Source organism: Synechococcus sp. MIT S1220 (assembly GCF_047303025.1).
Taxonomy (GTDB): Bacteria; Cyanobacteriota; Cyanobacteriia; order PCC-6307; family Cyanobiaceae; genus Parasynechococcus.
This window is the reverse complement of the sequence record NZ_CP138939.1, coordinates 1,993,348-2,015,198: the sequence shown is the minus strand read 5'-3', so window position 1 is coordinate 2,015,198 and position 21,851 is coordinate 1,993,348. Positions and strand designations below refer to the sequence as shown.

27 protein-coding genes and 1 tRNA gene are annotated in these 21,851 nt (G+C 53.4%); 9 read left to right on the top strand and 19 right to left on the bottom strand.

The genetic code is table 11. The features are described 5' to 3' along the window. Positions 1 to 6 precede the first annotated feature (6 nt). Positions 7 to 915 carry an endonuclease NucS domain-containing protein gene (locus tag SIB64_RS10350; protein ID WP_413442984.1) on the top strand — a complete coding sequence of 303 codons (909 nt, stop codon included), beginning with the start codon at positions 7 to 9 and terminating at the stop codon, positions 913 to 915. Positions 916 to 1,042: 127 nt separating this feature from the next. Here SIB64_RS10350 and SIB64_RS10345 read toward each other — a convergent pair whose 3' ends face one another. Together SIB64_RS10345 and SIB64_RS10340 are read right to left on the bottom strand one after the other, a co-directional pair. After that, positions 1,043 to 1,702 (bottom strand): hypothetical protein, encoded by a 660-nt coding sequence (locus SIB64_RS10345; protein ID WP_413440135.1) that lies wholly within the window; start codon positions 1,700 to 1,702, stop codon positions 1,043 to 1,045. A gap of 270 nt (positions 1,703 to 1,972) precedes the next feature. Continuing rightward, a complete protein-coding gene (locus SIB64_RS10340; RefSeq protein ID WP_413440134.1) occupies positions 1,973 to 2,416 on the bottom strand; it encodes a PD-(D/E)XK nuclease family protein in 444 nt (147 codons plus the stop codon). A 130-nt stretch (positions 2,417 to 2,546) separates the two neighbouring features. Between SIB64_RS10340 and SIB64_RS10335 the strand changes: the two genes are divergently transcribed. The 5 genes from SIB64_RS10335 to SIB64_RS10315 all read left to right on the top strand — a co-directional run bounded on the left by SIB64_RS10335 (position 2,547) and on the right by SIB64_RS10315 (position 4,686). Then, the gene (locus SIB64_RS10335) at positions 2,547 to 2,831 is read left to right on the top strand and encodes a hypothetical protein (protein WP_413440133.1); all 285 of its coding nucleotides are present in this window, start codon (positions 2,547 to 2,549) and stop codon (positions 2,829 to 2,831) included. Beyond that, positions 2,828 to 3,151: a hypothetical protein gene (locus SIB64_RS10330; RefSeq protein ID WP_413440132.1), complete on the top strand. Its 324-nt coding sequence runs from the start codon at positions 2,828 to 2,830 to the stop codon at positions 3,149 to 3,151. Before SIB64_RS10335 ends, SIB64_RS10330 begins: the two co-directional genes overlap by 4 nt. 367 nt (positions 3,152 to 3,518) lie before the next feature. Next, positions 3,519 to 4,013: a hypothetical protein gene (locus SIB64_RS10325; protein WP_413440131.1), complete on the top strand. Its 495-nt coding sequence runs from the start codon at positions 3,519 to 3,521 to the stop codon at positions 4,011 to 4,013. A 117-nt stretch (positions 4,014 to 4,130) separates the two neighbouring features. Continuing rightward, complete coding sequence (locus SIB64_RS10320; RefSeq protein WP_413440130.1) at positions 4,131 to 4,574, top strand: cupin domain-containing protein; 444 nt, start codon at positions 4,131 to 4,133, stop codon at positions 4,572 to 4,574. 10 nt (positions 4,575 to 4,584) lie between these two features. Continuing rightward, entirely contained in the window at positions 4,585 to 4,686 is a 102-nt protein-coding gene (locus SIB64_RS10315) for a DUF1651 domain-containing protein (protein WP_413440129.1), read from the top strand. Between the two features lie 501 nt (positions 4,687 to 5,187). Here SIB64_RS10315 and SIB64_RS10310 read toward each other — a convergent pair. From SIB64_RS10310 to nrdJ, 13 genes are all read right to left on the bottom strand, one after another. Beyond that, complete coding sequence (locus tag SIB64_RS10310) at positions 5,188 to 5,478, bottom strand: hypothetical protein (RefSeq protein ID WP_413440128.1); 291 nt, start codon at positions 5,476 to 5,478, stop codon at positions 5,188 to 5,190. A gap of 48 nt (positions 5,479 to 5,526) precedes the next feature. Beyond that, a complete protein-coding gene (locus tag SIB64_RS10305) occupies positions 5,527 to 5,802 on the bottom strand; it encodes a hypothetical protein (protein WP_413440127.1) in 276 nt (91 codons plus the stop codon). 149 nt (positions 5,803 to 5,951) lie between these two features. Then, positions 5,952 to 7,112, bottom strand: coding sequence for a matrixin family metalloprotease (locus SIB64_RS10300; protein ID WP_413440126.1), 1,161 nt, complete (start codon positions 7,110 to 7,112; stop codon positions 5,952 to 5,954). 152 nt (positions 7,113 to 7,264) lie between these two features. After that, complete coding sequence (locus SIB64_RS10295) at positions 7,265 to 7,414, bottom strand: hypothetical protein (protein WP_413440125.1); 150 nt, start codon at positions 7,412 to 7,414, stop codon at positions 7,265 to 7,267. Between the two features lie 150 nt (positions 7,415 to 7,564). Beyond that, positions 7,565 to 8,107: a hypothetical protein gene (locus tag SIB64_RS10290; RefSeq protein WP_413440124.1), complete on the bottom strand. Its 543-nt coding sequence runs from the start codon at positions 8,105 to 8,107 to the stop codon at positions 7,565 to 7,567. Beyond that, positions 8,022 to 8,441, bottom strand: a complete 420-nt coding sequence (locus SIB64_RS10285; protein ID WP_413440123.1) for a hypothetical protein — start codon at positions 8,439 to 8,441, stop codon at positions 8,022 to 8,024. The genes SIB64_RS10290 and SIB64_RS10285 overlap by 86 nt, the downstream gene beginning before the upstream one ends. A gap of 547 nt (positions 8,442 to 8,988) precedes the next feature. Next, positions 8,989 to 11,577 carry a DUF3987 domain-containing protein gene (locus SIB64_RS10280; protein ID WP_413440122.1) on the bottom strand — a complete coding sequence of 863 codons (2,589 nt, stop codon included), beginning with the start codon at positions 11,575 to 11,577 and terminating at the stop codon, positions 8,989 to 8,991. Positions 11,578 to 11,655: 78 nt separating this feature from the next. Further along, positions 11,656 to 11,859: a hypothetical protein gene (locus SIB64_RS10275; protein ID WP_413440121.1), complete on the bottom strand. Its 204-nt coding sequence runs from the start codon at positions 11,857 to 11,859 to the stop codon at positions 11,656 to 11,658. Between the two features lie 88 nt (positions 11,860 to 11,947). Continuing rightward, positions 11,948 to 12,109, bottom strand: a complete 162-nt coding sequence (locus SIB64_RS10270; protein ID WP_413440120.1) for a hypothetical protein — start codon at positions 12,107 to 12,109, stop codon at positions 11,948 to 11,950. Continuing rightward, positions 12,106 to 12,411: a hypothetical protein gene (locus SIB64_RS10265; RefSeq protein WP_413440119.1), complete on the bottom strand. Its 306-nt coding sequence runs from the start codon at positions 12,409 to 12,411 to the stop codon at positions 12,106 to 12,108. Before SIB64_RS10265 ends, SIB64_RS10270 begins: the two co-directional genes overlap by 4 nt. Before the next feature lie 264 nt (positions 12,412 to 12,675). Beyond that, a complete protein-coding gene (locus SIB64_RS10260) occupies positions 12,676 to 13,911 on the bottom strand; it encodes a hypothetical protein (protein ID WP_413440118.1) in 1,236 nt (411 codons plus the stop codon). Positions 13,912 to 13,979: 68 nt separating this feature from the next. Beyond that, positions 13,980 to 14,066: transfer RNA gene (locus tag SIB64_RS10255), tRNA-Ser, on the bottom strand. Positions 14,067 to 14,127: 61 nt separating this feature from the next. Next, positions 14,128 to 16,458: a ribonucleoside-triphosphate reductase, adenosylcobalamin-dependent gene (gene nrdJ / locus SIB64_RS10250; protein WP_413440117.1), complete on the bottom strand. Its 2,331-nt coding sequence runs from the start codon at positions 16,456 to 16,458 to the stop codon at positions 14,128 to 14,130. 116 nt (positions 16,459 to 16,574) lie between these two features. Here nrdJ and SIB64_RS10245 point away from each other — a divergent pair, with 116 nt between their 5' ends. Both SIB64_RS10245 and SIB64_RS10240 read left to right on the top strand, forming a co-directional pair. Beyond that, positions 16,575 to 17,261, top strand: coding sequence for a class I SAM-dependent methyltransferase (locus SIB64_RS10245; protein ID WP_413440116.1), 687 nt, complete (start codon positions 16,575 to 16,577; stop codon positions 17,259 to 17,261). A gap of 9 nt (positions 17,262 to 17,270) precedes the next feature. After that, positions 17,271 to 18,917 carry a peptide chain release factor 3 gene (locus SIB64_RS10240; RefSeq protein WP_413440115.1) on the top strand — a complete coding sequence of 549 codons (1,647 nt, stop codon included), beginning with the start codon at positions 17,271 to 17,273 and terminating at the stop codon, positions 18,915 to 18,917. 52 nt (positions 18,918 to 18,969) lie between these two features. Here the strand turns inward: SIB64_RS10240 and SIB64_RS10235 are convergent, their stop codons facing one another. Both SIB64_RS10235 and SIB64_RS10230 read right to left on the bottom strand, forming a co-directional pair. Continuing rightward, positions 18,970 to 19,131 (bottom strand): hypothetical protein, encoded by a 162-nt coding sequence (locus SIB64_RS10235; protein WP_413440114.1) that lies wholly within the window; start codon positions 19,129 to 19,131, stop codon positions 18,970 to 18,972. A 185-nt stretch (positions 19,132 to 19,316) separates the two neighbouring features. Further along, positions 19,317 to 19,490, bottom strand: a complete 174-nt coding sequence (locus SIB64_RS10230) for a hypothetical protein (protein ID WP_413440113.1) — start codon at positions 19,488 to 19,490, stop codon at positions 19,317 to 19,319. Positions 19,491 to 19,551: 61 nt separating this feature from the next. On the opposite strand from SIB64_RS10230, the gene SIB64_RS10225 reads away from it, so the two are divergent. Next, positions 19,552 to 20,247: a CPP1-like family protein gene (locus tag SIB64_RS10225; RefSeq protein WP_413440112.1), complete on the top strand. Its 696-nt coding sequence runs from the start codon at positions 19,552 to 19,554 to the stop codon at positions 20,245 to 20,247. 24 nt (positions 20,248 to 20,271) lie between these two features. Here the strand turns inward: SIB64_RS10225 and hslO are convergent, their stop codons facing one another. Continuing rightward, complete coding sequence (gene hslO / locus SIB64_RS10220) at positions 20,272 to 21,189, bottom strand: Hsp33 family molecular chaperone HslO (RefSeq protein WP_413440111.1); 918 nt, start codon at positions 21,187 to 21,189, stop codon at positions 20,272 to 20,274. 15 nt (positions 21,190 to 21,204) lie between these two features. Then, positions 21,205 to 21,843, bottom strand: coding sequence for an ABC transporter ATP-binding protein (locus SIB64_RS10215; protein WP_413440110.1), 639 nt, complete (start codon positions 21,841 to 21,843; stop codon positions 21,205 to 21,207). Positions 21,844 to 21,851: the final 8 nt, after the last annotated feature.

The window sequence follows — 21,851 nt, the reverse complement described above, 5'->3', positions numbered from 1 at the left end:
AGAGTGATGCTGGGCAGAGGAAGCATGTATGCCGATGTCTGTCGACAGCAGGGGTTTATCGGCGCTGGGTTCGACATCAAGCAAGACCTGAGCAACTCTCTCCCTGAAAATTGGCGTGAGTTCAACCAGAAATTCATCCCGAATTTTCTGGAGGTGAATCCGAGTAAGAGCAAGATCGCAGCAGGTCTCAGTTGTGGTGCTCTCCACACGATCTCAAAGGGGATACAGGTAGGCGACATCGTGTTGTCCCCAAACGGGCAGGGGCGTTATTTCGTCGGTGAAGTGACGGGTGAATACCGCTTCGTCCCTGGTAGCGACCAACCGCATCAACGGTCTGTCTCCTGGCATGAGGAACTCGTTGATCGATCCGACATGAGTGAATCGCTGCGGCACTCCGCAGGGTCGATCGGAACGGTCAGCAACATCTCCAAATACAGGGAGGAATTAGAGCAACTGATCAAGGGAGAGGTGAAGACCCAGGTGCTCGTTAGTCAGGACCCAACAGTTGAGGACGCCACTGTCTTTGCTCTGGAGAAGCACCTTGAGGACTTCCTCGTTGCCAACTGGTCCAGCACGCCTCTTGGACAGACTCATGACCTCTATGAAACAGAGGAATCGAGTGGACAGCAGTTCCCAACAGATACTGGTCCGATTGACCTACTCGCCATCAGCAAGGACAAGCAGGAGTTGCTTGTTGTGGAGTTGAAGAAGGGACGTGCGAGCGATGCGGTGGTTGGACAGATCCAGCGATATATGGGTTATGTCAAAGAGGACGTTGCTGAAGACCACCAGCGGGTGCGAGGCGTGATCATCGCTTTGGACGATGACAAGCGGATTAGAAGAGCACTACAGGTTGCTCAAGGCATCGATTTCTATCGGTATGAGGTCAAATTCAACCTGATACCCGCATCTTGAGACTTTTTACTCCCATTGCCTGAATGAAGGTATCCGGGAGGTCACTACTTTGATGAGGTGCTACTGACTGATGTAAAGAAGAGGATTTATACGAATGTCTTTTGTAAAAGCGTTGAACAATAAATTGTCAATTTGGCTCTTCCACAACTGAAACTACCTCAACTTCTTGGGAGTCGGCCTGGAGGTATTTAATCACTCTGTTTTTCATCACACTGACTTCAATTGCGTTCCAGCTGGCGCCTATGAATCCGCCCACTATCGGCAATGTCTTGGTAATAATACCTTTCTGAGTGGCCTTTATGCCAAAATACTTCAACATTATTTTCTTGAATTGCTTAAGTGTTTCCTTCGATAGATGCTTCTTTATCAAGTCCTTGGTTAGTTCTTTGCCTGCCCTAATGCCGAGCTCTGCGGCGAGCTGATCCATTGCTCCCATACCAAAGACAGGAACGAGCAATTCCATCCTTGCGGTCTCACTGTCAAGGAAACCTTCGTGGAAGGTTTCGGCTGCACATGCTGCAGCAAAAACTTCTGTTTTTGTTGTTATTGTTATATCAGCAATGGCGGAAGGAACGATTGCTAAAGGGTTGCCTGCTACCCCAAGCCCAAAACCTGCAGCGGCTGCTTTCAGCCTGGACTGATCAAAGAAATTGGTGGCTAGCTCCAAATCACTCATTAAGGGATTTGCCATTCGAGCGTTTTTTACGGCATTCCTGACTTTTTCTTTATCAATATCCGTGATTAGCTCAAACGCTTGATGTAATTTTTCGTTGGCAAAGGAGTTCATTTTGATTTAGGTGAGGTGAACGTTGTGTTTGTCCTTTTGTGTTGGAGGATAGATAGAGGTCGTCAAAGGCTTTTGTCTTTTCCTTGCGGGAGGCTGTAGCTCTCAGTCAATTAGCTTCAGGCTCCCCGACATAAATTTTGATTAGAGCCAATCAACCTCATTGCTTGATGGAGCCATGGTCTGGGCGCATGGGCAATCGTCTTTTAAATCGCAAAACCTGCACTCTTGAAATGAAGGTGTTGGTTCTGGTAGAGGGCCAGATACTAGAGACTAAAGATTCCCTACTTGCTCCTTGAATTCAGGCGTAATTTCTTCAGGATCTATTTCGTGAGTAGTGCCATCCTTGTATTGCACAATCCCTATAGGTGTACGAGAAATGTGAGGAATATCTTTGATCGAAGGAAGTAATGCCATATAAAGCATGACCTGAGTCCGATCTTTAGGTTTTCTTGCCCCTGTTTTTACATCAATCACTAAACCAACTTCATGCCCAGATCTATCTTGGCCAACGACAACGTCACACTTACCGCTTAGGCAAATACCCGTCTTCGAGTTAAACTTGAAAGAGTTTTCATCTTCTACTGTTACTGTGCCTCCTTCATCTTGATACTCGCTACTTATCTTATTGACAAGCCTACTATGTTCTTCAATCCAGCTACTAAAATCTGCTGATGCCCTAGGGGTTTGATAATTAATCTTTTGATGCAGATACATTAGGCAGTGCCTGTCTCCAGACAGGTATGGAGACAGCCATGTAATCCAGCAGAATTGATTTGAACGTGGGCTATAGCCCATTGGAGATTTAGTAACGGAGTCACTTACAACCATTTGATGCGTTCGATGTGTGCGGCTAGAGCCCCCGGACAAATACACAATCGCCGTTCTTCCTTCAGATCACATCACCCGTTCGGGGGATTATTTCTTTTATCCCAATCCCCCAATAGAACTAAAGGCTCACCCCCAAGTGCCAAGCAATCAGCCTGTCCTTCTCTGTTTCAGTCAGAAACGGGGCAAGCCAGTCCAGAAGCAGCTCCTCCACTGCAGGCTTCCCAAGGTCTTGAACCCCGCCACAAAGCCAACGCTCGTCACACTGATACGACGCATCAACGCAGGAATCACCCGAACATGAGAACAGCACTCTTCACAGCGGCAACAGCCCTGCTGATGTCAGCTTCTGCATCGGTGCACGCTCAAAAAACAGTGGACTGCCTGTGGAACGGCACCCCAATCTCCTGCACAGTGGAGCACACAATCAACGCCCTGAACTGGAATGTTTACATCAACGGCAATAAAAACAGTTACAGCATCGAACAACAGCGCGTTTACCTGACAGACCGAAATGGTCGTCAATCATCAGAACCGGTCAGCGCCAATCTTGTTCCCAGTCTTGGTTTGGTTGTCAAAGACAGGCAAGGCGGTGTGTTGGTTGTGCCTTTCCAATCACCGTGATGCACAGTGAACGGTGCTGTCTCGCCAGAGAGTACAACCTCCGCCATTGCTGACGGGGTGGAGTGCGTGAGGTTTTGTCGGGAGATCGATCAGCACAATCAAACTGCCCTGTCTTTCCCTTGCGGGTTTTGTATAACTCTCAGCCGCTCTGCTTTGGCATCAGGCTTCCCAACTCACAACCCAGCAATAATTAGCGGCAAGTCGTATTGCCAAACATGTCTCTCGCTCATTAGCCCAGCCGCATGGTTGAGCAGGAAGAACCGCTCAAGCTCCGTGGTATTAACAGATACTCGGATTAAGCGTTAAGAAGAATCTCTCATGCCAGCCCAAAAATGGATTATCAACAATCTCGTTTGAAATCAATGCGATGAAATGGCTGTTTTCGAAACTTGGTTTGCTCAGACAGGACAAGAAGACCCAGCTCCTGAAGCAAGATCTCTCGTTTTTTAAGACCTCGGTTTGCTCAAATGCCATCGCGTGCCAATGGGGCCTAAGGAAGCAAACTCAGGTCTTGCTGAGCCAAAGTAAAGAAGCAGCGTTGATGATCAGAATCAGAGATGCATCCGGTGATGGCACTGTTGCTACAAAGGTGGTGGAACTCGGCCCCAACGCAACAAAAGCACAGATTGATATACCATTTATAAGCGGCCAGGTTCTTCTTGAGCTTGGTTATCGAACTGTTGGAAGTGACTTTATTACGCTTGAGTATTCATTCGTTGACCTTGGCCCAAAAATAATTATGCAGCCAGAGTTAGCCAACTGGTTTAGTAAGGAATCGGAGAATATTCACCAGGAAATGTACGATTTAGCGACCAAAGGAAGTGCCCTTGGTGGGTCCGAGCTCATGCCTATCGGCCGGTAATCCTGATGGTCACTAGGCATGCCTCGCCTGTTAAGGCTTCGCGTGTGGCGTTGTGGGTGAGTTGACGTTGAAATGCTTTCATTATTTTGAGGGTGTGAATCATCTTTCTGGAGCCCTATGAAGCAAGTCGCATTGACTTTTCATATGCTCTTGGCTTTGCCTTTAAGTCCGCTAGAAGTCCGTGCTGATGACGGTCATGGGGCTGAGAAACTTGGTGTCACGATTAAAGAATTAGTGAATTCAACGAAAGAATGGGACGGACAATCTCTTCCTTCTTACCCAGCTGGCCTTCCGGAAATCAAAGTATTGCGCATCAAGATCCCTGCAGGTGTGACACTGCCATGGCACTTTCACCCTGTTATAAATGCGGCAGTCATCCTCAAAGGCCGATTAGAGCTTTATTCAAAGGATGGGATGACGAAGGCTTTTGGGCCAGGTGAGGCTCTGATCGAAGTTGTTAATACAGTCCACGCAGGTAAGGCTGTGGGATCTGAAGATGTTGAGCTCAGTGTGTTTTATGCAGGTAGCCAAGGGCAGCCGACAACCGTTTTGTCCAAATGACATTCATGCTTTGAGCGCTCCGCCGCGCCTACCAGTGCGGCATAACGCCATCGAGGCATGGGAGACGATGCTCAAGACGGGTTGGGAACGCTGCTCACCACCTGTGCGTTGAAGCTCTATGGACGACCCATGAAATTAGTATCTCTCTAGGCAGCACCTTCTTGGCGGTCTAACGACTCGCGAGAAGGGAGCTACAGGACCGCGAGAAGAACGCTGTTCTTCCCGAGCGATGCGATCTCTGTAATTGCACGTTTGCCACGAAACAGAAATCTTCGGCAAACACACCAAATTTCTACTGATTTTTTGTCGCAGAACCCCTGTCTCCCGCGATCGCTCACGCAGGAGACAGGGGTTCTGCCAGCCGTCGGGTCGCTCTCCCGAAGCCGTCGCGTGTGGAAGAACTCCCCATATCCGCGTAGGACAAATATGGGCCGAAGCAAAGCGATCCGCAACGGATCATTTGGTCATTTTATGAATCCCGAAAATCTCTCGTAACGCCTTATGACTTTGGTTAAGGAGCACACCGACAGCATGGACAGTGCCATCCAGATCGCTGTTCACAACTGACTTTTGGGGCTCTCAGAACAAGGCAGCACCTCTCTGCGTTGCACCATCAGACCCGCCACTCATGGTTGTTGTCTACCCAGTGGTCGTCATGCCATTTCTGTAGCTGCCTGCTGTCGCTTTGCAGTCGATCAGCCAGCATCACGATCCGAGGCTTCAGCTCATCACGACGAGGGCGGGGCAAGGAGGCCACCATCTCCGCCAGCAGCTCATCCCATCGAGTTCTCACGGCAGCTTGCATCTCCTGCCAGCCCTCCAACCGCATGTAGCTGTCGCGCTCGTCGGCCTCGAAATCACGCTGGTTCAGATCACCAGCACGACGAAGCCGACGAAGCTCCAATTGCTCCTCCGCGATTTTGTCGATCTGGGTTTGGGCCTCTGACTCGAATCACTGCAGCCGTCCCAGCTCAACGATGGGGTCACGGTTCCACAGCACCCAGTATGCCGTTGCTGCCTCCTCTGCCTTGGTGAACCGGCCGTGGGCCAGGCGGTAATCAATGCCGGGCGTCATTGAACGAAACCGCAACTTGACCTGACTATCTCCGCTGGTCTCTCGCGGAATCTCGCACCACCACGCTGCACGTTGCTTCGCTCCAGCAGGGCGACCCGTGAAAGAAGGCAGTTCATCCCAAAATCTGAAATCAAACCACGCCCACCGTTCCAACAGCACCGGTGTAGACGAATGAATGGCATGACATTGCCGCCTGACGCCTTGGACAAGGCTCCAGAGGCATCTATGTCTTCGATGCGCCCAGTATTCAAAAGCTCCGCGTCGATCCCCTAAATAGTTGACTTTGGCTTTTTATATTGCCGTTAGACCATTTCAATTACGCCAGCTAGCTCGTATTTATTGACTTTGAGCACAGTTGTCATCCCATAATCGTGCTGGATGAGTGTGTGTTTCTTTTTTTGTACAAGTGTATAAACAATATCGGAATCAATCTCGATAGTGTCGCCTTCTTTTAGCTTGAAGCCAAGGATTTTGTCTTTGCCAGATGAAAGAATATAGTTATCTGCACCTTTCTTCCCAGTCAAGACATCATTCCCATCACCCCCGTCAAGGATGTCGTCTTTAATGCTTCCGATTAATTTGTCGTTGCCGCTCATTCCTTTGAGATGAGCAGCTATATCGCCCCCCTTCAATACGTTATTTTTAGTTGAACCTATGATTTCTTTTGTGCCTATTATGTTGTCTATTGTTTGATTTGGTCTTGAATTAGTGCCCCAGATTTGCTGCAAAGCAGCTATATCCCTGTCTTGATATGATTCAAAAATATCAATATATTCATCCGTATCATATTTTCCGTATCCGTTGTTGTATCCCATTATGGTTTTAAATGGAGCATTTTCATTTATCGTATCTTCAGTATAGTTTTTGGCAAAATCTTTGTCGCCATCATTTTTGTCCCAGGGGTGCTCAAGGCCTATGAAATGTGCAACTTCATGCATCAATGTTTTATTCCATGCTTTCTTACTAATAGCATCGTGATTGTAGCTATAAGCTTCTCTATTGTGATAAGGGGAGGGCAATCCATCTTGGTACGACATAAACAGAACATGGTCTCTAATCTTGTCGTTTTTGCCAGAAACTGAGCTTGAATTAGGGATTCCGGTGATTACTATTGGCATGTCGGCTTTTTCAAGTTTGTTGACTTTTTTGAAATCTAAATCAATAACAGATTTGAGAAAATTAAATGTTTTTTTAATAAAATTTAATTGCCATTTTTCAGGAATTAGAGACTTCTCTGTCCATACTTTTAGCGCATCTTTCATCTCCGAGCTGTTAGCAAGAAACCTTCGTTGGTCTCCAGTAGCTCTTAGCAATTCATCGCTAAGAACATAATATTTTATAGTTTTTTCGCGACCAAATGCATCGTAAAGGCCCTCGATCCAAGAGTCACTGCTAATTAACTCTAAGTTCTGCTTAGTTGTGTAACTGTTGATACTTTGCTGATCAAAAAGGTTTTCGGTCACGAGATTAATTGTTAAACAAAGTGTTACTTAAATTTCACTCTATTACTTAGATGCGCCCCTGACTGAACAAACTACCAATCAGTTCTTCGATCTAAGAAATGTTGTACCCCACGGAATCCGGTAGATCGATTCAAAAGCGCGCTGAGAGCCTCCTAGAAGCCGCTCAGACAGGCGCTGATCCTGAAGGGTCTACCCGTGCGCCCCACCCCAAGGCTCTTTTCAGCAGTCTCAGAACGAAGGCAGGCCCAGGCCAACTCAACTGGCACACCGTCAAAACAGAGAACGGTCTTGGACTGAGACACGCGCATTTCTGGACGCGGTGCGAGCTTGATTCTCAGCTTCTGAGACAACTAGATCCCTACCGCTACTAGCTAAACCGGCACATCCGTTACTTGCGTAACTGTCTCGATCACAGACACGCAGCAAATATTGCTTTATGGGCCGGAGCGGCGTCACCGCAGCTCCGAAAGCGCATCACACAACACCCCGATCAACCCCAAGTTCTTGGGCTTGGCCGGGTCCAGCCCTGGCTTCAGCCAGGCGTATGCCGGGTCACCTCGATCAGCCTTTACCAAGGCATTGGCGAGCTGGAGGAGCCAAGGGTCATGCCATACCTCTCGCGGATTGCGGGTCGTCAACTGATCCAACCGCAACCTGCCACTTCCAGGCGTGAAGCCCAGCCACCTCGGCCGCACACTGCAACCATTAATCGGGACAAACATCGAGAGCAGCTCACCCTCGGTCAGCAGCAGAAATTCCTGCCCCGGCTCCCACATTTCAAAGCCTGTCGCTTCATCCCATCGCCGGGTAGGTGGTGCCGGCTTCCGATGCCAGGCCCAAAACTCCGCCTCATCTGATGGCCGCCACTCAATTAGCGGCTGCTCTTCTGTGCTGCGATAGGTCTTTAGATCAACCCTGCTCAGTGCTCTGCGAATCGCTGTATCCGTTGAGGAGCGCTCGATCCGGCGGATCTCCTGTTTCGCTGCCTCCCTCAACAGCTCCGCCCAGATAGTTGAATTCTTGGCTGCGCGTGAGGACATTGAGAACTTCCGAGAATGTGGATGGTTGGAGTTCGGTGCGGAGGGTGGTGATCAGCTGAACCGCCACCTCCTTTCGATGCACCACCTCTGCCTTTTTGACCGGCTGAACGTCGACGGCGTAAAGCCGTCGCTTTTCAGCTGAAACCTTGAGGGCGGAATCGATCCGGCCGGTCTCCCCCTCCTCAAAAATCTGCTGATCGAGATGAGCAGACATCCGCTCTAAGCGCTCAAACTCTGCCGCTCGGATTGCAGCAACGCCCTGCATATTCTCCTGATCCAGGCGTTTCATGTATTTCGCGATGTCTCGCTGAATCAGCGCATAGGAGACACCGAGCTTGTCGGCAATTGCCTGAAGCGTCAGACAGACCTTCGAAGAATGATGGCTTCGGACCGTCTTTCATCTGCCGACAAGCGGTTTGCCTGGTTGATTAACGGGCTCACTCCTTCTTATTGCTACCACCCCTCAATTTTGCCGAGGCTGGAAAGGGCTCAACCATCCACAGCAGGTCCCTCTCGCAGCTCTCACCCCCTGCAAGTGCTGAAAAGCCTCTTTTTCAGCAGTTCGTCAGCACTTGTTTTCAGCAGTTCCCTCTCGGCCCAAATCCCAGTAGTAGTAAGGGTTTATATATATATATACATATATCTATCTACTGCTGAAACTGCTGACACCCCCCACCCCTTTCAAATGCACAAGACAAAACCGGGACCTGCTGATGTGTATTCCTTCAATATCCCCATAGGGCCCTTTCAGCACTCAGCAGTTTCAGCACTAGGGCAAATCGCCTGCAGCGCAGTCGATCTTGGCTTCAGCAGTCACTCGCGCAACTGCTGAATTTTCAGCACTCCCCTGGCACCCAGAAGAACTGATCCTTCCGTTTGCCCTGCTGCACCTCCCCATATCCCCACTTCTCTTGCAGCTCCTTCAAAGCGCCCAACGCCTGCCGTGAGGTCTTGATGCCCCGCAGTTTCCAGCTGACCAAGTCTCTTGGGCTCACCTTCTCCAACTTCTTATCCCCCACCTTTTTGAGGAACGTCGTCACCCATTTCGGAATCCCCGCCCCCGGTGCAACTTCTTCATGGGTGAAGTCCCACTGAGCCAGATAGAAACGCGTCAACGTCACCGCCCGCAGCATCACCCGCAAATCCACGTTGTATGTACTCGGGAACTCTTCAATAAGCTCTGCCTCGGATGTTTGCAGCCACTGCCAAGAATCCTTCTTCTCTGCAGCTGTCGCGAAATCCAGCAGGGTGAGCACCCCCATAAACCGGACGTAATACCCCCTCAACTTCTGAAGGAAGGCCGCCCGCGTTCCCCCTTCCTTCTCAGCCAACACTGCGAAATCTTCCAACATGGGAGCGACATGCTCCTCCATCAAATCCAAATCCACCTGGAGCTGCAGACCCCCCTTCCCTAATTCTCGATCAACCCGGACCAGCAGCTCCTTCACCTGTGGTGTCGCATCCACCTCCAAGCGATTGAACTTCCATGGACGGCATTCAGGTCTGCACCAAAGGAAGCGAGACCACAATCCATCACCCCCCTGTCCTTGTTCGCCCTTTTCTTCGCGAAGCAGCGTCTCCAACCGGTCCGGCTGCAAATTCCCGAACAGTGAAACCCCCGTCTTCGGTACATAAGTCGACTCCGCCACCTTCCGATCCACTGTCCCCACACCACCAGACCAAAGACTCAACCAATTCGCCCGCAAATTGGGATCTCTCTCCAACTGGGAGAACATCCCCCCCAATTCATCCCGCATCGACAGCAGCCCATCCACATTTGGCTGGTTGTGAATAGCGAGCAACTTTTCATAAGTGCAATCAACCACCATCGCCCGCCTAGCGGGGGGGAGCTGCTGAAGACCTGGATCATTCGGATCCCCAGCCTCAAAAGTCTCCTGTTCCCGTTTCGCTTGTTCCCACTCCTCACGCCAATCCCTTTCCATTGACTGCAGTGCTTTTGTCACCACAGCTGCGATCGGTGACTTCATCGAGCCCGCCGGCATGAGATTCGCGAGCCACAACACCAATGGTTCAGACCACCCTTTCTTGACTCTCACCTCAGCCCTTGTTCCAGCGATCGAAGCAACGGCTGTAAGCAACGGCCCTACGAAACCAACCGGATCCACCTCCATCGCCTCAGCCGTCTCCTCAAGAAGCTCAGCGACCTGCAGCGGCAACACAGTTTTGAGATCCAACTTTGTGCTGATGTTGTCCCTCAGCTCCTTAAACCGCCGCTGCAACTCCTCAGCATCTTCCTGCTCCAGCGCATTAAGAACGGACCCCCCACCTGCAGTGCTCCCAATTTTTTTGATCATCTCCTCCAGAGATGCTTCCCATTCCTCATCGGGATGCCGCCAGCCGTTCTGCCTCGCCCAATGGATAAGAGAGCCAATACCCGCCGCTTCATCACCGTGATCGGTAATGGAGGCAGCAATCTCTTCCACTCGCCAATGTTCTGGATCTACCCAGCCAGCTTCCAGACAAATTTCAACGGCCAGCTCTGCTCCGAAGTGGTGAACCATTCCGGCGAGAGTTTTCTGCGAGGGGTGATACAACCCCTTCCCCTCTTGAGTTCGTAAAGGAAGTTTCTGCACCATCTCCACAGCCAAAATCCGCTGTTGATCGAGCGACAGTCGTCCAAACCACCCTTCATGTTTTTGTTCCCCCTCCAGCAGCTGCGGTTTTGCCAACTCCTCATCAAGTGGCTTTATGGCCTCCAGTAATTCAGCTGCGGTGTAATGAGGTCCACCATTCTGATAGATCTCAACGCGCCCCCCAGACTTGGGATGAAGTGATCCCGGCAATCGCATCACACGGCTTGGATTGCAAATGGACCGATCCGCGCCCGCTTCTTCCACCTTCCCCAAATAGCGAGCAATACGGCGATTGAGCGTGCGAAATTCATTTGGCCTTAGCCGCTCCCCCTTGACCAGCCAGTAGTGATGAAGGGACCGGTTTGAAGTCGTGACGGAGAACGACGCCGGAGGCAGTCCAACTTTGAGGGGCAGCTCCTGCTGCTCCTCCATGGACAAAGCTCCATCACATTCACCGAACACAGCAACACATCCAGAGATGTGAGCATTGGAAGCTCCCCAAGCCTTGGGCTTTCCTCTCTTCGTTTGCTGCTCAGGAAGCCTTCCCCACCCCTTAGGCCGTGGACCTGCTGGGTTCACAATGACTCCCAGACCGTGGTCTGGGTTGTTTCGCAGAGCCCTCTTTACCTCTGCGAGGTAAGGGCGCATGGTTTTAAAGTCCTCCATCACCTCGATGGGGAAGTGGATGCAGGGACCTTGGTCTGGAGGAAAGACCACCAGAACTACGTGGTCATCGGCTCTTCCGATCTGATCAAAGAAGCGAAAAGCCAATGGCCATTCAATCAACTCGGCCGTGGATCCACCTCTCCCTTTCTTCGCAGCGCTTGCCATTAAAATGTCCTCAGAAAGTGTTTTTCACTTAGCCGGGTTCGGAGTGGCGTCCGTCCAGGCTTTTTTTGTGCCTATTAATCAGTGGCCAAATCGCTTCAGTTCAAGCAACCGCTCCACCAACAGTCGCCGCACGAGATGCGACCTGCTGATCCCAAACTCAGCCGCCAAAGAATCCAGCAGCTGCGTTTCATTCCTTCCCAGGCGTGTTTGCGCTTTAAAGCAAAAACGCCCGGCCTCGGTATCAAGCAACTTGCCAGGGATGAGAGAAGCCGTCGCCATCATTTTTGCGCTCTAGGTGGATACATAGAAACCTAACGCCGGCTAACCACAACGGATAGCGATTATGCGCTGAGCGTATATCTTGCCCCATCTATTTACGCCTCTTATGTATTGCTGACTTCGCCTGGGTCTGATCCAGCGCAATCCGTCTGAGCAGCCAGAGCTCATCGCTTGCCTGATCCAGCTTTTCCCTCGCCTCAGCCAACTGCTCTGCAATCGCCTCCGCGTGCTGATGGATCTGTCCGGGTGTCACTGCCCGCCTCCAACTTCTGCGGGTGCGTGGAGGGAGTGGAATTGATTGATCTTCTTCCCACCCGATGTGATGTGGGTGCGATGGGAACGCTCAGAGAAACGTCCCTTTGCCACCCATTCCCGGATGGTTTGCGTTGTCACTCCCATGATTGCAGCAAACTCACACGGATCCATCCATGTTTTGCCTGGAGGTGTGACTTTTCTGGCGAGATCTCTCATCGCCGCCTCCATTGATTCCATGCGCGATAAAAGAAGCTGCATCAAGACAGAACTTCCCGCCGCACCCTTTTCGGTGGGGGTCATGTGTTTTTGAAAAAAGTGTTCTGCGGATCACCGCATGACCACAACGTACGGCGACATTGCAATTGCTGACAATATCTTTGTGCCACTAATTGTTACCCTGCCTGAGTGACTGTGATCACAACTTTTTCACTAATGAGACAAGAACTGACCCAAACAAGATACTTTCGTTCGCAGTTGCTACACATCCTTCGCCTATCGGCATGCTTTTTGCATTATTCGCGAAGCTTTTTCACCACCACTCAGTGGTTGAACTAGACCCAACTGTCACAAGGCCAGGCGTGCCATCGCTTCACGCAGGTCAGTTGCTTGAAGCCAACGGTGATATTGCCGCTCATGAACCTGAATGGCGTGTCCCATCGCCTTCGCTGCCAATGACACCGGCAGCCCGGCCTTAATCGACCTCACCGCCCAGCAGTGCCGCAGGGTCACGTTGTCAAATCCCTCCGTGAGGTGCTCTTGAAGTAACGCCTGGTTCTTCTTCGTGCGCAATCCATGCCTCCAGGCACTGACCCAGCGGCGGCCTTCATCGCTGCTGTAGTGCTCCGGCCTGATCCAGCGGGCTTCACCGGGGATGTCGACGTTTTGCAGATTCCACCGCTCCACCCAATCGCCCGGCAAGGCCATGCAAGTCCGGAGTGTTGGCTTTCGCCCGTGACGTTTCAGGGTGATTGCCGAAGCTGTCCCATCCCCATTCAGCTCCAGTGAGGGCACTTCGGCCGGCCGCACCCCGAAGGTGGCCGCCGCACACATCACCCAGCCCCACTTGCTGTCTCGCACTTCATCCAAAAGCGCGATCAATTGCTCGTCACTCGGCAGCTCACGTTCCTCGGGTTCGTAAGTACCCCGGAGTCGATCGAGACGTGTTGTCTCCCCTATCCCTGCGAATACGGCCAGTCGCTTATAAACCTTGCAAGCTTCGAGGCGGCTCCGCGTGTCGGGCTCGGTTTTTGCTGATGCCGTCGCTTCGAGGAGTTCAATTGTCAGTGCTGCCTGGGCCGGCAGGCGCTGGAGTTCATTCCTGATCCGTTGCCAGGTCTGTTCGGCTGCTGCGGTCCTCGCCCTCGATGACCAGAAGTCCTGCTCAAAACGGTCCACCACCTCCGCAACGGTGGACCGGTCTGGACCTTCACCCCCTGGGCCAGCTTTCACCACTGGTGTCAACACGTTGATTGGATCAACTCCTGCAGTGATCGCGACCCATGCCTTTGCTGCGGCTGCATCTGCTTCGGTTACCCCTTTCGGGGTTGCAGCAATTCCGAGAGGCAGGCGCTGCCGTTTACGAATGCCAGTGCCATCAGTCCATGTCCCACGCAGGCAGAGTGACTCCTTGCGCTGCTCAACCACCAAGCGAATCCCTCTTGCCTTGAGGCTGGCATTGGTTGCAGTGATCAATAGATCGAGGGTCATCAGGCAGGTGGACCGGTGGACCGAAAGTGGACCGTTTTGGGGTCCAAAGCCTTGCCAGATCTTGCAATGCCGCCAAGGGCTGCGCAACTCCACGTCCCAGCGCAAACAATAAAAAACCCCGTCAGAGACAGGGCTTTAAGTCGGTGACTGATTTTAGAAAGCGGAGAGGGTCGGATTCGAACCGACGGTGGGCTTGCACCCACGCTGGTTTTCAAGACCAGAGCCATAAACCACTCGACCACCTCTCCAGGGGGTCCAGGCCCAACCTTGTTGAACCTGGGCCAATCTAATCCAGGGCCCCTGCTTCGATCAGCTTTCCGGTTTTGCCAGTGGCAGCAGACACTTGTCTGAGTCGCAGCCGGCCGGACCGGCTTCTGTGAGTTCTCCTTGGTCGTAACGCTTCAAGGCGTCGAAGAATTCGTTGCTGACACGCCGTTTGACAACGTCCGCCTGAAGCTGTTCATAGGTTTCTGCATCAATGGGCTCGAATGGCAGGCGTGGGAACGTCGCATTGGCGTCGAAACGCGCCAGCAGTGCAGCCGAGATATAGCCCTCACCATCGTCCATGGCCTTGTGAAGGGCATCGGCGAGTGGCTCGATCTCATGCTCACGAAATTCGATGGTGGCCGAGGTGTTGTGGGCTGTGTAGTGGCTTTGCACCTGCATGTAGAAGTCGAATTGCGCCATGGCTGAAAAGCCATTGATATCGACTGCGTCTGCTCCTGGAAGATTGGCCCAGCTCACTTCTGTGGGAATTTCCACCAGCCATTCGGTGCAGCGTGGGTCGAACGGATCGTTCAGCAGACGACCTTCGTCATCCTTATCGGATTGAGACGGCACAATTGTGTAGCCGTAGTCCATACAGGCCATCGCTACAGGGTCATTTTTACGAAAGGTGATCCGACGAATGAAGCGCTGGGCCTTTGGTGGGTGCCAGCCAGGAGCGGCTCCGGTTAGCAAGCTTTTCGTCCCCGCCGGCTGAACTGTGGTGCACCGGTTGGGTCGACGCAGGCCATGCCGGTCGCAGTAATCCCACACTGTTTCGTTGACCACCGTCTTCCAGCGGCTCAGATAGGAGGCCTCTTGTTCCTTGAACTTCTGGCCTTGCGCGGTGTCAGGCCGACCCGCTTCCCACCAACGCAACCAATCGCTGCCAAAGGCATGGACGAAGAAGTCAAAGAGGCCTGTGAAGCTCACTCCAACGATTGGATCCCAGGCACGGCTCTGGCGATAGCGTTCGACCTCGAAGCGGTGGTTCAGTAAGCACGCCACGGACAATGCACCGGCTCGGAAGGCATCGTCCTGTGCTTGATGATCACTCGGGTCGATTTGGTTGAGGTGAATTTCCGCAAGGTTGCAGTGGAAGTCCGCACCGAGAATCTCCCCACAGGGATTGAGCCCGTAGCGCCCGAGCCGGTGCGCCAGCTCGGCCTCATCCATGGGGCCGTGATTCAGCTGCAACCAGCGACCAGCTTCTTCTCGCCCCTGATCGCAGTAGATCTCGATGAATTCCCGACGTAACTCCGCTGTCGACAGCAGGTCTGCATTCGATCTGGCAATCGCTTCGGGGGCGAATTGGATGGCCCCCTCGCCGGAATGGAACTGTTTGGTGACCGCCGCGAGCACAACCTCTTTACAGGGTCGCGTGTGATACACACGGGTGTGGTTGGCCATTCGCAGGGCATCGCGGTCGGGATCGATCCGCCAGTTGCCCTGATCATCCTGCTGCCACAAATTGTCCTTCGCCGAAGACGCTGCCTGGTCATCGGCAGCGAACTGACGCATTCCCGCGCTTCGGCGGATGTTGCCTGCAACGATTGTGACCGCTGCCTCATCGATCAGAAGGCAGCACTCCACTGAGCTCAGCTGTCGCCCAACCGCTTTGTTCAGCAGCTTTGAGACCCGGTGATAGAGATCCTTCAGTTTCACGGGATTGGCCATCCCGCCAAAACCCTTGAGGGTCTCTCCCACGGGCCGCACGTCGGAGAGATCCACCTCAACTTCGACGGTTTGTCCCTTGAATCGCGCATCGCTGCTCAGCTCCAGCATTAGCTGATAGCTGTCCACCCAACCGCGCCGGGTATCGCCGACCTTGATCTTGACCTGGTTGCCTTCGATTGAGTGCGTGCAGGCATCCTGACGGGAGCCGGCTGGGGTAACGCCGATGTCCGACACGTTCAACACCGTGATCGGATTCCTGATCTGCGGCAGCCGATCAATCAGATGCGGTTCGATGATGGCGCCGGTGCCACACCCCATCATCGCCAGGTCCATCATCAGACCAAAAGCATCCCAATCGACAAGATTGGTTGAGGTGCAGTTGTAAGCGCCTGAAAAATTGATGGGTTGTTCAATCCAATCCGTGCCCCCGATCCAGAGCCAGCGGCCGGAGGGCAAGGCGGTTTTTGTTGCCTGCATCCGAGCCAGAAAAGCGACTTCCTCGTCGTTGAGATGGCCCAGTCGGCGCAAGCCATTCAGATTGCGCTCACCGACCTGTGACCAGCTTTCTCTGCCCTCGGGAGTGCGGCGGCTGTAGGTCCGGTAGAACACCGGGTTGGCTGCTGGTGCAGTAATCGGAAAATCGCCGAAACGGGCGCGGTCGTTGGCGGCGACCTCAGTGCGACTCGGTGTCAGGGTCACGTGCGGCTGGGCACAGGGATTGACCGAACCCTAACGCCATAGATGGGGTCAGCAAGGTTTCATTCCCACTATCGGCAGCGCTTTGTTCAGACTGATGGTCCAGACAGCAGCTTTCGATGCAGCGGCAGCCAGAACCCGAGCTGATGAATGATCAGATCCAGGTGCAGGCCTATGCCGAAGCGGATTTCAACGAGGGAGATGCCCATCTGGTGGACCTGGTGATGTCCATGTTGAGTTCCGAATTTCAACAACGATCCGATCTCTGCATCGTTGATCTCGGTTGTGGTCCTGGAAACATTGCCCTGCGCTTAGCCAGTCAATTCGACCAGGCCCGCATTGTGGGGATCGACGGCTCGGCTCCAATGATCCAGCGTGCTCGTGCGAAGGCTGGCCAGGGCAACAGCCGTTTTGATTTCCGCGTTCTAAGGCTGCAGGATTGTCTGGACCGCGGACCGTGCTCCGATCTTCAACACAGGGCCGATGTGGTGATCAGCAACAGCCTGCTGCATCATCTGCACGAACCTGAATTGCTCTGGCGGGTCACACGCCATCTCGCCGCACCTGGATGTCTGACCCTGCATCGCGACCTCAGACGTCCGTGCAGCATGGCGAATGCCCATCAACTTCAGCAGCGTCATCTCCCCGACGCACCGGATGTTCTGATCCGTGATTTCTTGGCCTCGCTCGTGGCGGCATTCACCGCGGAGGAAGTGAAGCAACAACTTCAGCAGTGCGGGCTCCCCTCCCTCTCCGTCGAGGAGGAGGGAGATCGTTATCTGGTGGTGTCAGGCTTGGTGGATTGAGGACGACTGATGAGCGGCAGTTCAACAGCAAAGGAAACTGACCTGGCCCAGGTCGTGGCTGCCGCGGTCGATAGCCGCCGAAACTTCGCGATCATTTCCCACCCAGATGCGGGCAAAACGACACTGACCGAAAAATTGTTGCTCTACGGCGGTGCCATTCAGCAGGCTGGTGCGGTCAAGGCAAGAGGTGAACAGCGCAAGGTGACATCCGATTGGATGGAACTTGAGAAACAGCGCGGTATTTCCATCACCTCAACCGTTCTCCAGTTCGACTACGACACCACGACAATCAACCTTCTGGATACACCAGGTCACCAGGATTTCTCTGAGGACACCTACAGAACCCTCGCCGCCGCCGATAACGCGGTGATGCTTGAGGATGCCGCCAAAGGCCTTGAACCGCAGACACGCAAGTTGTTCGAGGTCTGCAGGATGCGAAAGATTCCGATCTTCACGTTCATCAACAAGATGGATCGGCCTGGGCGGGAACCGCTTGCTTTGCTCGATGAAATCGAATCGGAGCTAGATCTAACCCCTTGGGCCGTGAACTGGCCGATCGGTAGCGGTGAGCAGTTCCGTGGCGTGATCGATCGACGCACACGAGAGGTGGTGTTGTTCAGCAGAGCGGAGCGTGGCAAGCAGGCCAGCGAACAGCGTCTTTGCCTCGATGATCCAGCTCTTCGGGACCTTGTTGAAGAGGACCTGCTGGATCTGGCTGTTGAGGAGATGGACCTGCTGGAGGCCGCGGGTGCTGAATTGGATCTCGAGATGGTTCATGCCGGCGAACTCACGCCGGTGTTCTTTGGTTCAGCGATGACCAATTTCGGTGTGCGTCCCTTCCTTGATGCTTTCCTAGAGATGGCACAGCGCCCGATAGCTCGCTCCAGCATTGAGGGGCTCGTTGATCCGCTGCGCGAGGGATTCAGCGGATTTGTGTTCAAACTGCAGGCCAATATGGATCCTCGCCATCGGGACCGCGTTGCCTTTGTTCGGGTCTGCAGCGGTCGTTTCGAGAAGGACATGACGGTCAAGCACGCCCGCACAGGCAAAGCGATTCGTCTCTCCCGTCCCCAGAAGTTGTTCGGACAAGATCGAGCCGTGGTTGAAGATGCCTATCCCGGGGATGTGATTGGACTGAACAATCCAGGGATGTTTGCGATCGGCGACACCCTTTATGTGGGTCCAAAGGTGGAATACGAAGGCATCCCCTGCTTCAGTCCTGAAATCTTCAGTTGGCTTCGGAATCCCAATCCCTCGGCGTTTAAGAACTTCCGCAAGGGTGTCAACGAATTGCGCGAAGAAGGTGCCGTGCAGATTCTTTACGACACCGACGAAAGCAAACGGGATCCCATCCTCGCTGCGGTCGGACAGCTTCAACTTGAAGTGGTCCAGCACCGGCTTGAAAACGAGTACGGCGTCGAAACACGCCTCGAACCCCTTGGTTTTCAGGTGGCACGGTGGGTGTCAGGTGGCTGGTCTTGCCTCGACAAGGTTGGTCGAATTTTCAACTGCAAAACAGTGCGTGATGCCTGGAACCGACCGGTGTTGCTGTTCAAGAACGAATGGAATCTCAATCAACTCAAGGAGGACCACCCCGAACTGAAACTCAGCAACGTTGCACCGGTGGTGAGCGGAGTGGAACCCATCAGCCTCTGATGATGAGCTGTGCTCCGGAACAGGCCAAAAACTGACCCGTTGGCATCGGGGGTCAGTTGCTCACAAAACTCATGGGCCGATTCGGTCCCCAGATCTGTCGACGCATTTGCTCGGCATGTCGGATGCATTCCTGAGCATCTTTGCGTGTGAGGCAGGTCCGAGCCTGCTCCTCAGTGCGCAGGAGATCCACCAATGCATGAATCGTTTTCATCATTCAGCTCCCGATAACCCACCTTTAACCTCTTCTTAAACCCTGTCAAGCCTCACCTTTCGGGCTGTGAAGTCCGGATGTCTGTTCGCATCAACACACGCTTTTCCTCGCGCCTGCAGCAGGGCCTCGCCAAGATGGATTAAGAAATAGGACGTTTTGTGGACACTCTCTGGCTGCATCGAACGCGATCAGACGGTGGCACGGACTACGTCTGCTTTCGTGGCGGAGGAGACCCGATCGAGATCATCGAGGCCTATCACCTCCCACCCCAGATGCCATTGCTGAAGAGACGTCGCTGGGTGAACGAGAAGGATGCAATCAGCTGCAGGCTCAGATTGGAAAGTTCGGAGGGTTTTTGTCATGGCACCCCCCTCTTTTGAACTGTCGTCGATACGCTCTACTGAAGTTTGTTCTTGAACCTCAATGGCTGCGGTGAGCGAGCCGAGTCCAGAGTCTGGGGCCAACGACCCTTATCAGCGGCTTGGTTTGAAGCCTGGTGCGAGCTTTGAAGCGGTTCAAGATGCCCGCGAGCGGTGCATCACTGAGGCGGGAGGTGATCCGCAACTTCAAGCGAAGATTGAGGCGGCCTATGACGCTGTCCTGATGTCTCGGCTCCGGGACCGGCAGGACGGGCAGCTCAGCCAGGCGGCAGCACGGGCATCGGCCAGAGAAGAGGTGGCTCCGGTTGAGCCAGGACCTGCGCAGGGGCTTCCAGGAGTTGGGGTGGTTCAGCGCCTTCGGGCCAAGCTGCCGGATCCGACCCAGTCGTTCACAGGGCTGACCCCCCAATGGAGTCTTGCCGAAGGTCAGGGCCTGATCGTTCGACTGATTGGCGGCTCCCTTGGCCTGCTCTTTCTGGTCTTCACCAGAGGCAGTACGGAATTGATCCTGTCATTGGCGGTGATCGGAGCTTTCATCAGCAGTGTCCGCCGAGGACGCCGTGCCCTTCCTGCCCTGGGCTGGAGCCTGTTCTTCTTGGTTGCCGGTCTCTTAATCGGGGTGATTTGTACGTCCATCACCGCATCGGTGTCCCTTCCACCGATTTACCTTGGTTCTGATCAAATTCAGGCTCTGCCTGCATTGCTGCTGCTCTGGATATCGATCCTTTTTCTTGCTTAAACTTTTCTAAGTCAGACTGCTAAGTCAGGCTACGCTTGGAAATTCGGCGATCAGATCTTGCAATTCTTCTGCTGATATTTGATATTGCGTGTTGCAGAAATGGCAGGTCAATTCAGCACCTCCATCCACTTCCAGCATGTCGGTTAATTCGGTCGGTCCCAGCATCTTCAAAGCATTAATGCTGCGCTTACGCGTGCAAGGACAATGAAACTTGACTGACTGGCTTGCATCAGCATCTTCGAGGGGTTGTGGATCTAGATCAGGAAAAACATCCATCAGAAGCGTTTCCAGATTCCCCTGACAATCTCTGAGTCGAGTGCTGAAATCCTGGATCTCCCTGCAGCGTTCCTCGATCAATGCCACGAGCGCCGGTTCTTCGGCCGCCTTGGGAAGAATCTGAACCAGAAGTCCACCCGAGCAGCTCAGGTTCGTGCTGCTGATCTGCTCGCCAACGAACACACCGGATGGTGTCTGCTCAGAATGGAGCAGATAGGACGCCACGTCCTCACCAATACCCCCACTCACCAGTTCAACCGTGCTGGTAAAGGGCTCGCCCTGACCATCATCCCGGACGATGTGAAGGTATCCGGTCCCCGCAGCGGCCTGGAAATCAAAGCAGTAGTTCCCGAGATCATCGGCGACCGGATCCAATTCCAGATCGGGTTTTCCCACGTAACCGCGTACCGAGCCGTCTCGTCCTGCGTCCACCATGAGCCCACCAAGGGGGCCATCGGACCCCACGCGCAGGTTCACGCGGCCATGGTGAACTTTCATCGAACTGGCCAACATCAGTCCGGCACTCATGGCACGTCCAAGCATCACTGTTGTGATGTACGAGAGCCCATGACGGTCTCTGGCTTCCTGCACTGAAGCTGTCGTGGAGACTGCAACAAGACGGATCCCACCGCCGGCTGCCGTTGCCCTGACCAGCCGATCGGCCATCGTTGATTTGCTTCTTCAGGGCAATGTAGTCAGAGAGGTCAGTTGGCCGGCCTCAAGACGATGACGATCACAGGCCCAGCGCTGGAACAGTTCAGGCTCATGAGTAACAACAATCAGCACCTGATCGCGGGCCAGATCCGCCAGTAAAGACAACACATCGTCTCGAACCGACCAGTCGAGGCCTGCAGTGGGTTCATCCAGCAGCAGAACCTGGGCACCACGTAGCAGTTGAACGGCAAGGGATAGGCGTCGTTGTTGTCCACCGCTCAGGCGTTCTGGAGCCATGGTTCGATCAATCTGTTCAAGACCGACGCGGCACAAAATCTGATTGATCCTGTCGGTTGAAAGACGACGATGCCCCAATTTCAGTTCCTGAGTAATGGTTAATCCCAGAAAATATCGCTCGGGAAATTGGAACACCATTCCGCACAAGGCCCGTCTCTGGCGTTGATTAAGGATGGAACCGTTCCAGCGGATTGTGCCCGACTTGTTGGATGCCAACCCGCTGATCACCTCCAGCAGACTGGATTTACCGGATCCACTTTCACCGGCCACAAGGACGGGCCGTCCCGGCGCTGCATACAACTCGATCCCGCGGAGAATGGGCTCGCTGGCAGTGGCCGGTGCGTAGTGGATCTGCTGGAGTTGAAGCATGTGTTTCA

Bases quoted from the DNA above. Each gene is read 5' to 3' on its own strand.
- SIB64_RS10325 (WP_413440131.1), top strand. From the start codon at position 3,519: ATGAAATGGCTGTTTTCGAAACTTGGTTTGCTCAGACAGGACAAGAAG.
- SIB64_RS10320 (WP_413440130.1), top strand. From the start codon at position 4,131: ATGAAGCAAGTCGCATTGACTTTTCATATGCTCTTGGCTTTGCCTTTA.
- SIB64_RS10345 (WP_413440135.1), bottom strand. From the start codon at position 1,702: ATGAACTCCTTTGCCAACGAAAAATTACATCAAGCGTTTGAGCTAATC.
- SIB64_RS10225 (WP_413440112.1), top strand. From the start codon at position 19,552: ATGGCTGCGGTGAGCGAGCCGAGTCCAGAGTCTGGGGCCAACGACCCT.
- SIB64_RS10340 (WP_413440134.1), bottom strand. From the start codon at position 2,416: ATGTATCTGCATCAAAAGATTAATTATCAAACCCCTAGGGCATCAGCA.
- SIB64_RS10235 (WP_413440114.1), bottom strand. From the start codon at position 19,131: ATGATGAAAACGATTCATGCATTGGTGGATCTCCTGCGCACTGAGGAG.
- SIB64_RS10240 (WP_413440115.1), top strand. From the start codon at position 17,271: ATGAGCGGCAGTTCAACAGCAAAGGAAACTGACCTGGCCCAGGTCGTG.
- SIB64_RS10280 (WP_413440122.1), bottom strand. From the start codon at position 11,577: ATGGCAAGCGCTGCGAAGAAAGGGAGAGGTGGATCCACGGCCGAGTTG.
- SIB64_RS10215 (WP_413440110.1), bottom strand. From the start codon at position 21,843: ATGCTTCAACTCCAGCAGATCCACTACGCACCGGCCACTGCCAGCGAG.
- SIB64_RS10265 (WP_413440119.1), bottom strand. From the start codon at position 12,411: ATGACCCCCACCGAAAAGGGTGCGGCGGGAAGTTCTGTCTTGATGCAG.
- SIB64_RS10245 (WP_413440116.1), top strand. From the start codon at position 16,575: ATGCAGCGGCAGCCAGAACCCGAGCTGATGAATGATCAGATCCAGGTG.
- SIB64_RS10330 (WP_413440132.1), top strand. From the start codon at position 2,828: ATGAGAACAGCACTCTTCACAGCGGCAACAGCCCTGCTGATGTCAGCT.
- SIB64_RS10350 (WP_413442984.1), top strand. From the start codon at position 7: ATGCTGGGCAGAGGAAGCATGTATGCCGATGTCTGTCGACAGCAGGGG.
- SIB64_RS10275 (WP_413440121.1), bottom strand. From the start codon at position 11,859: ATGATGGCGACGGCTTCTCTCATCCCTGGCAAGTTGCTTGATACCGAG.
- hslO (WP_413440111.1), bottom strand. From the start codon at position 21,189: ATGGCCGATCGGCTGGTCAGGGCAACGGCAGCCGGCGGTGGGATCCGT.
- SIB64_RS10285 (WP_413440123.1), bottom strand. From the start codon at position 8,441: ATGAAACGCCTGGATCAGGAGAATATGCAGGGCGTTGCTGCAATCCGA.
- SIB64_RS10230 (WP_413440113.1), bottom strand. From the start codon at position 19,490: ATGACAAAAACCCTCCGAACTTTCCAATCTGAGCCTGCAGCTGATTGC.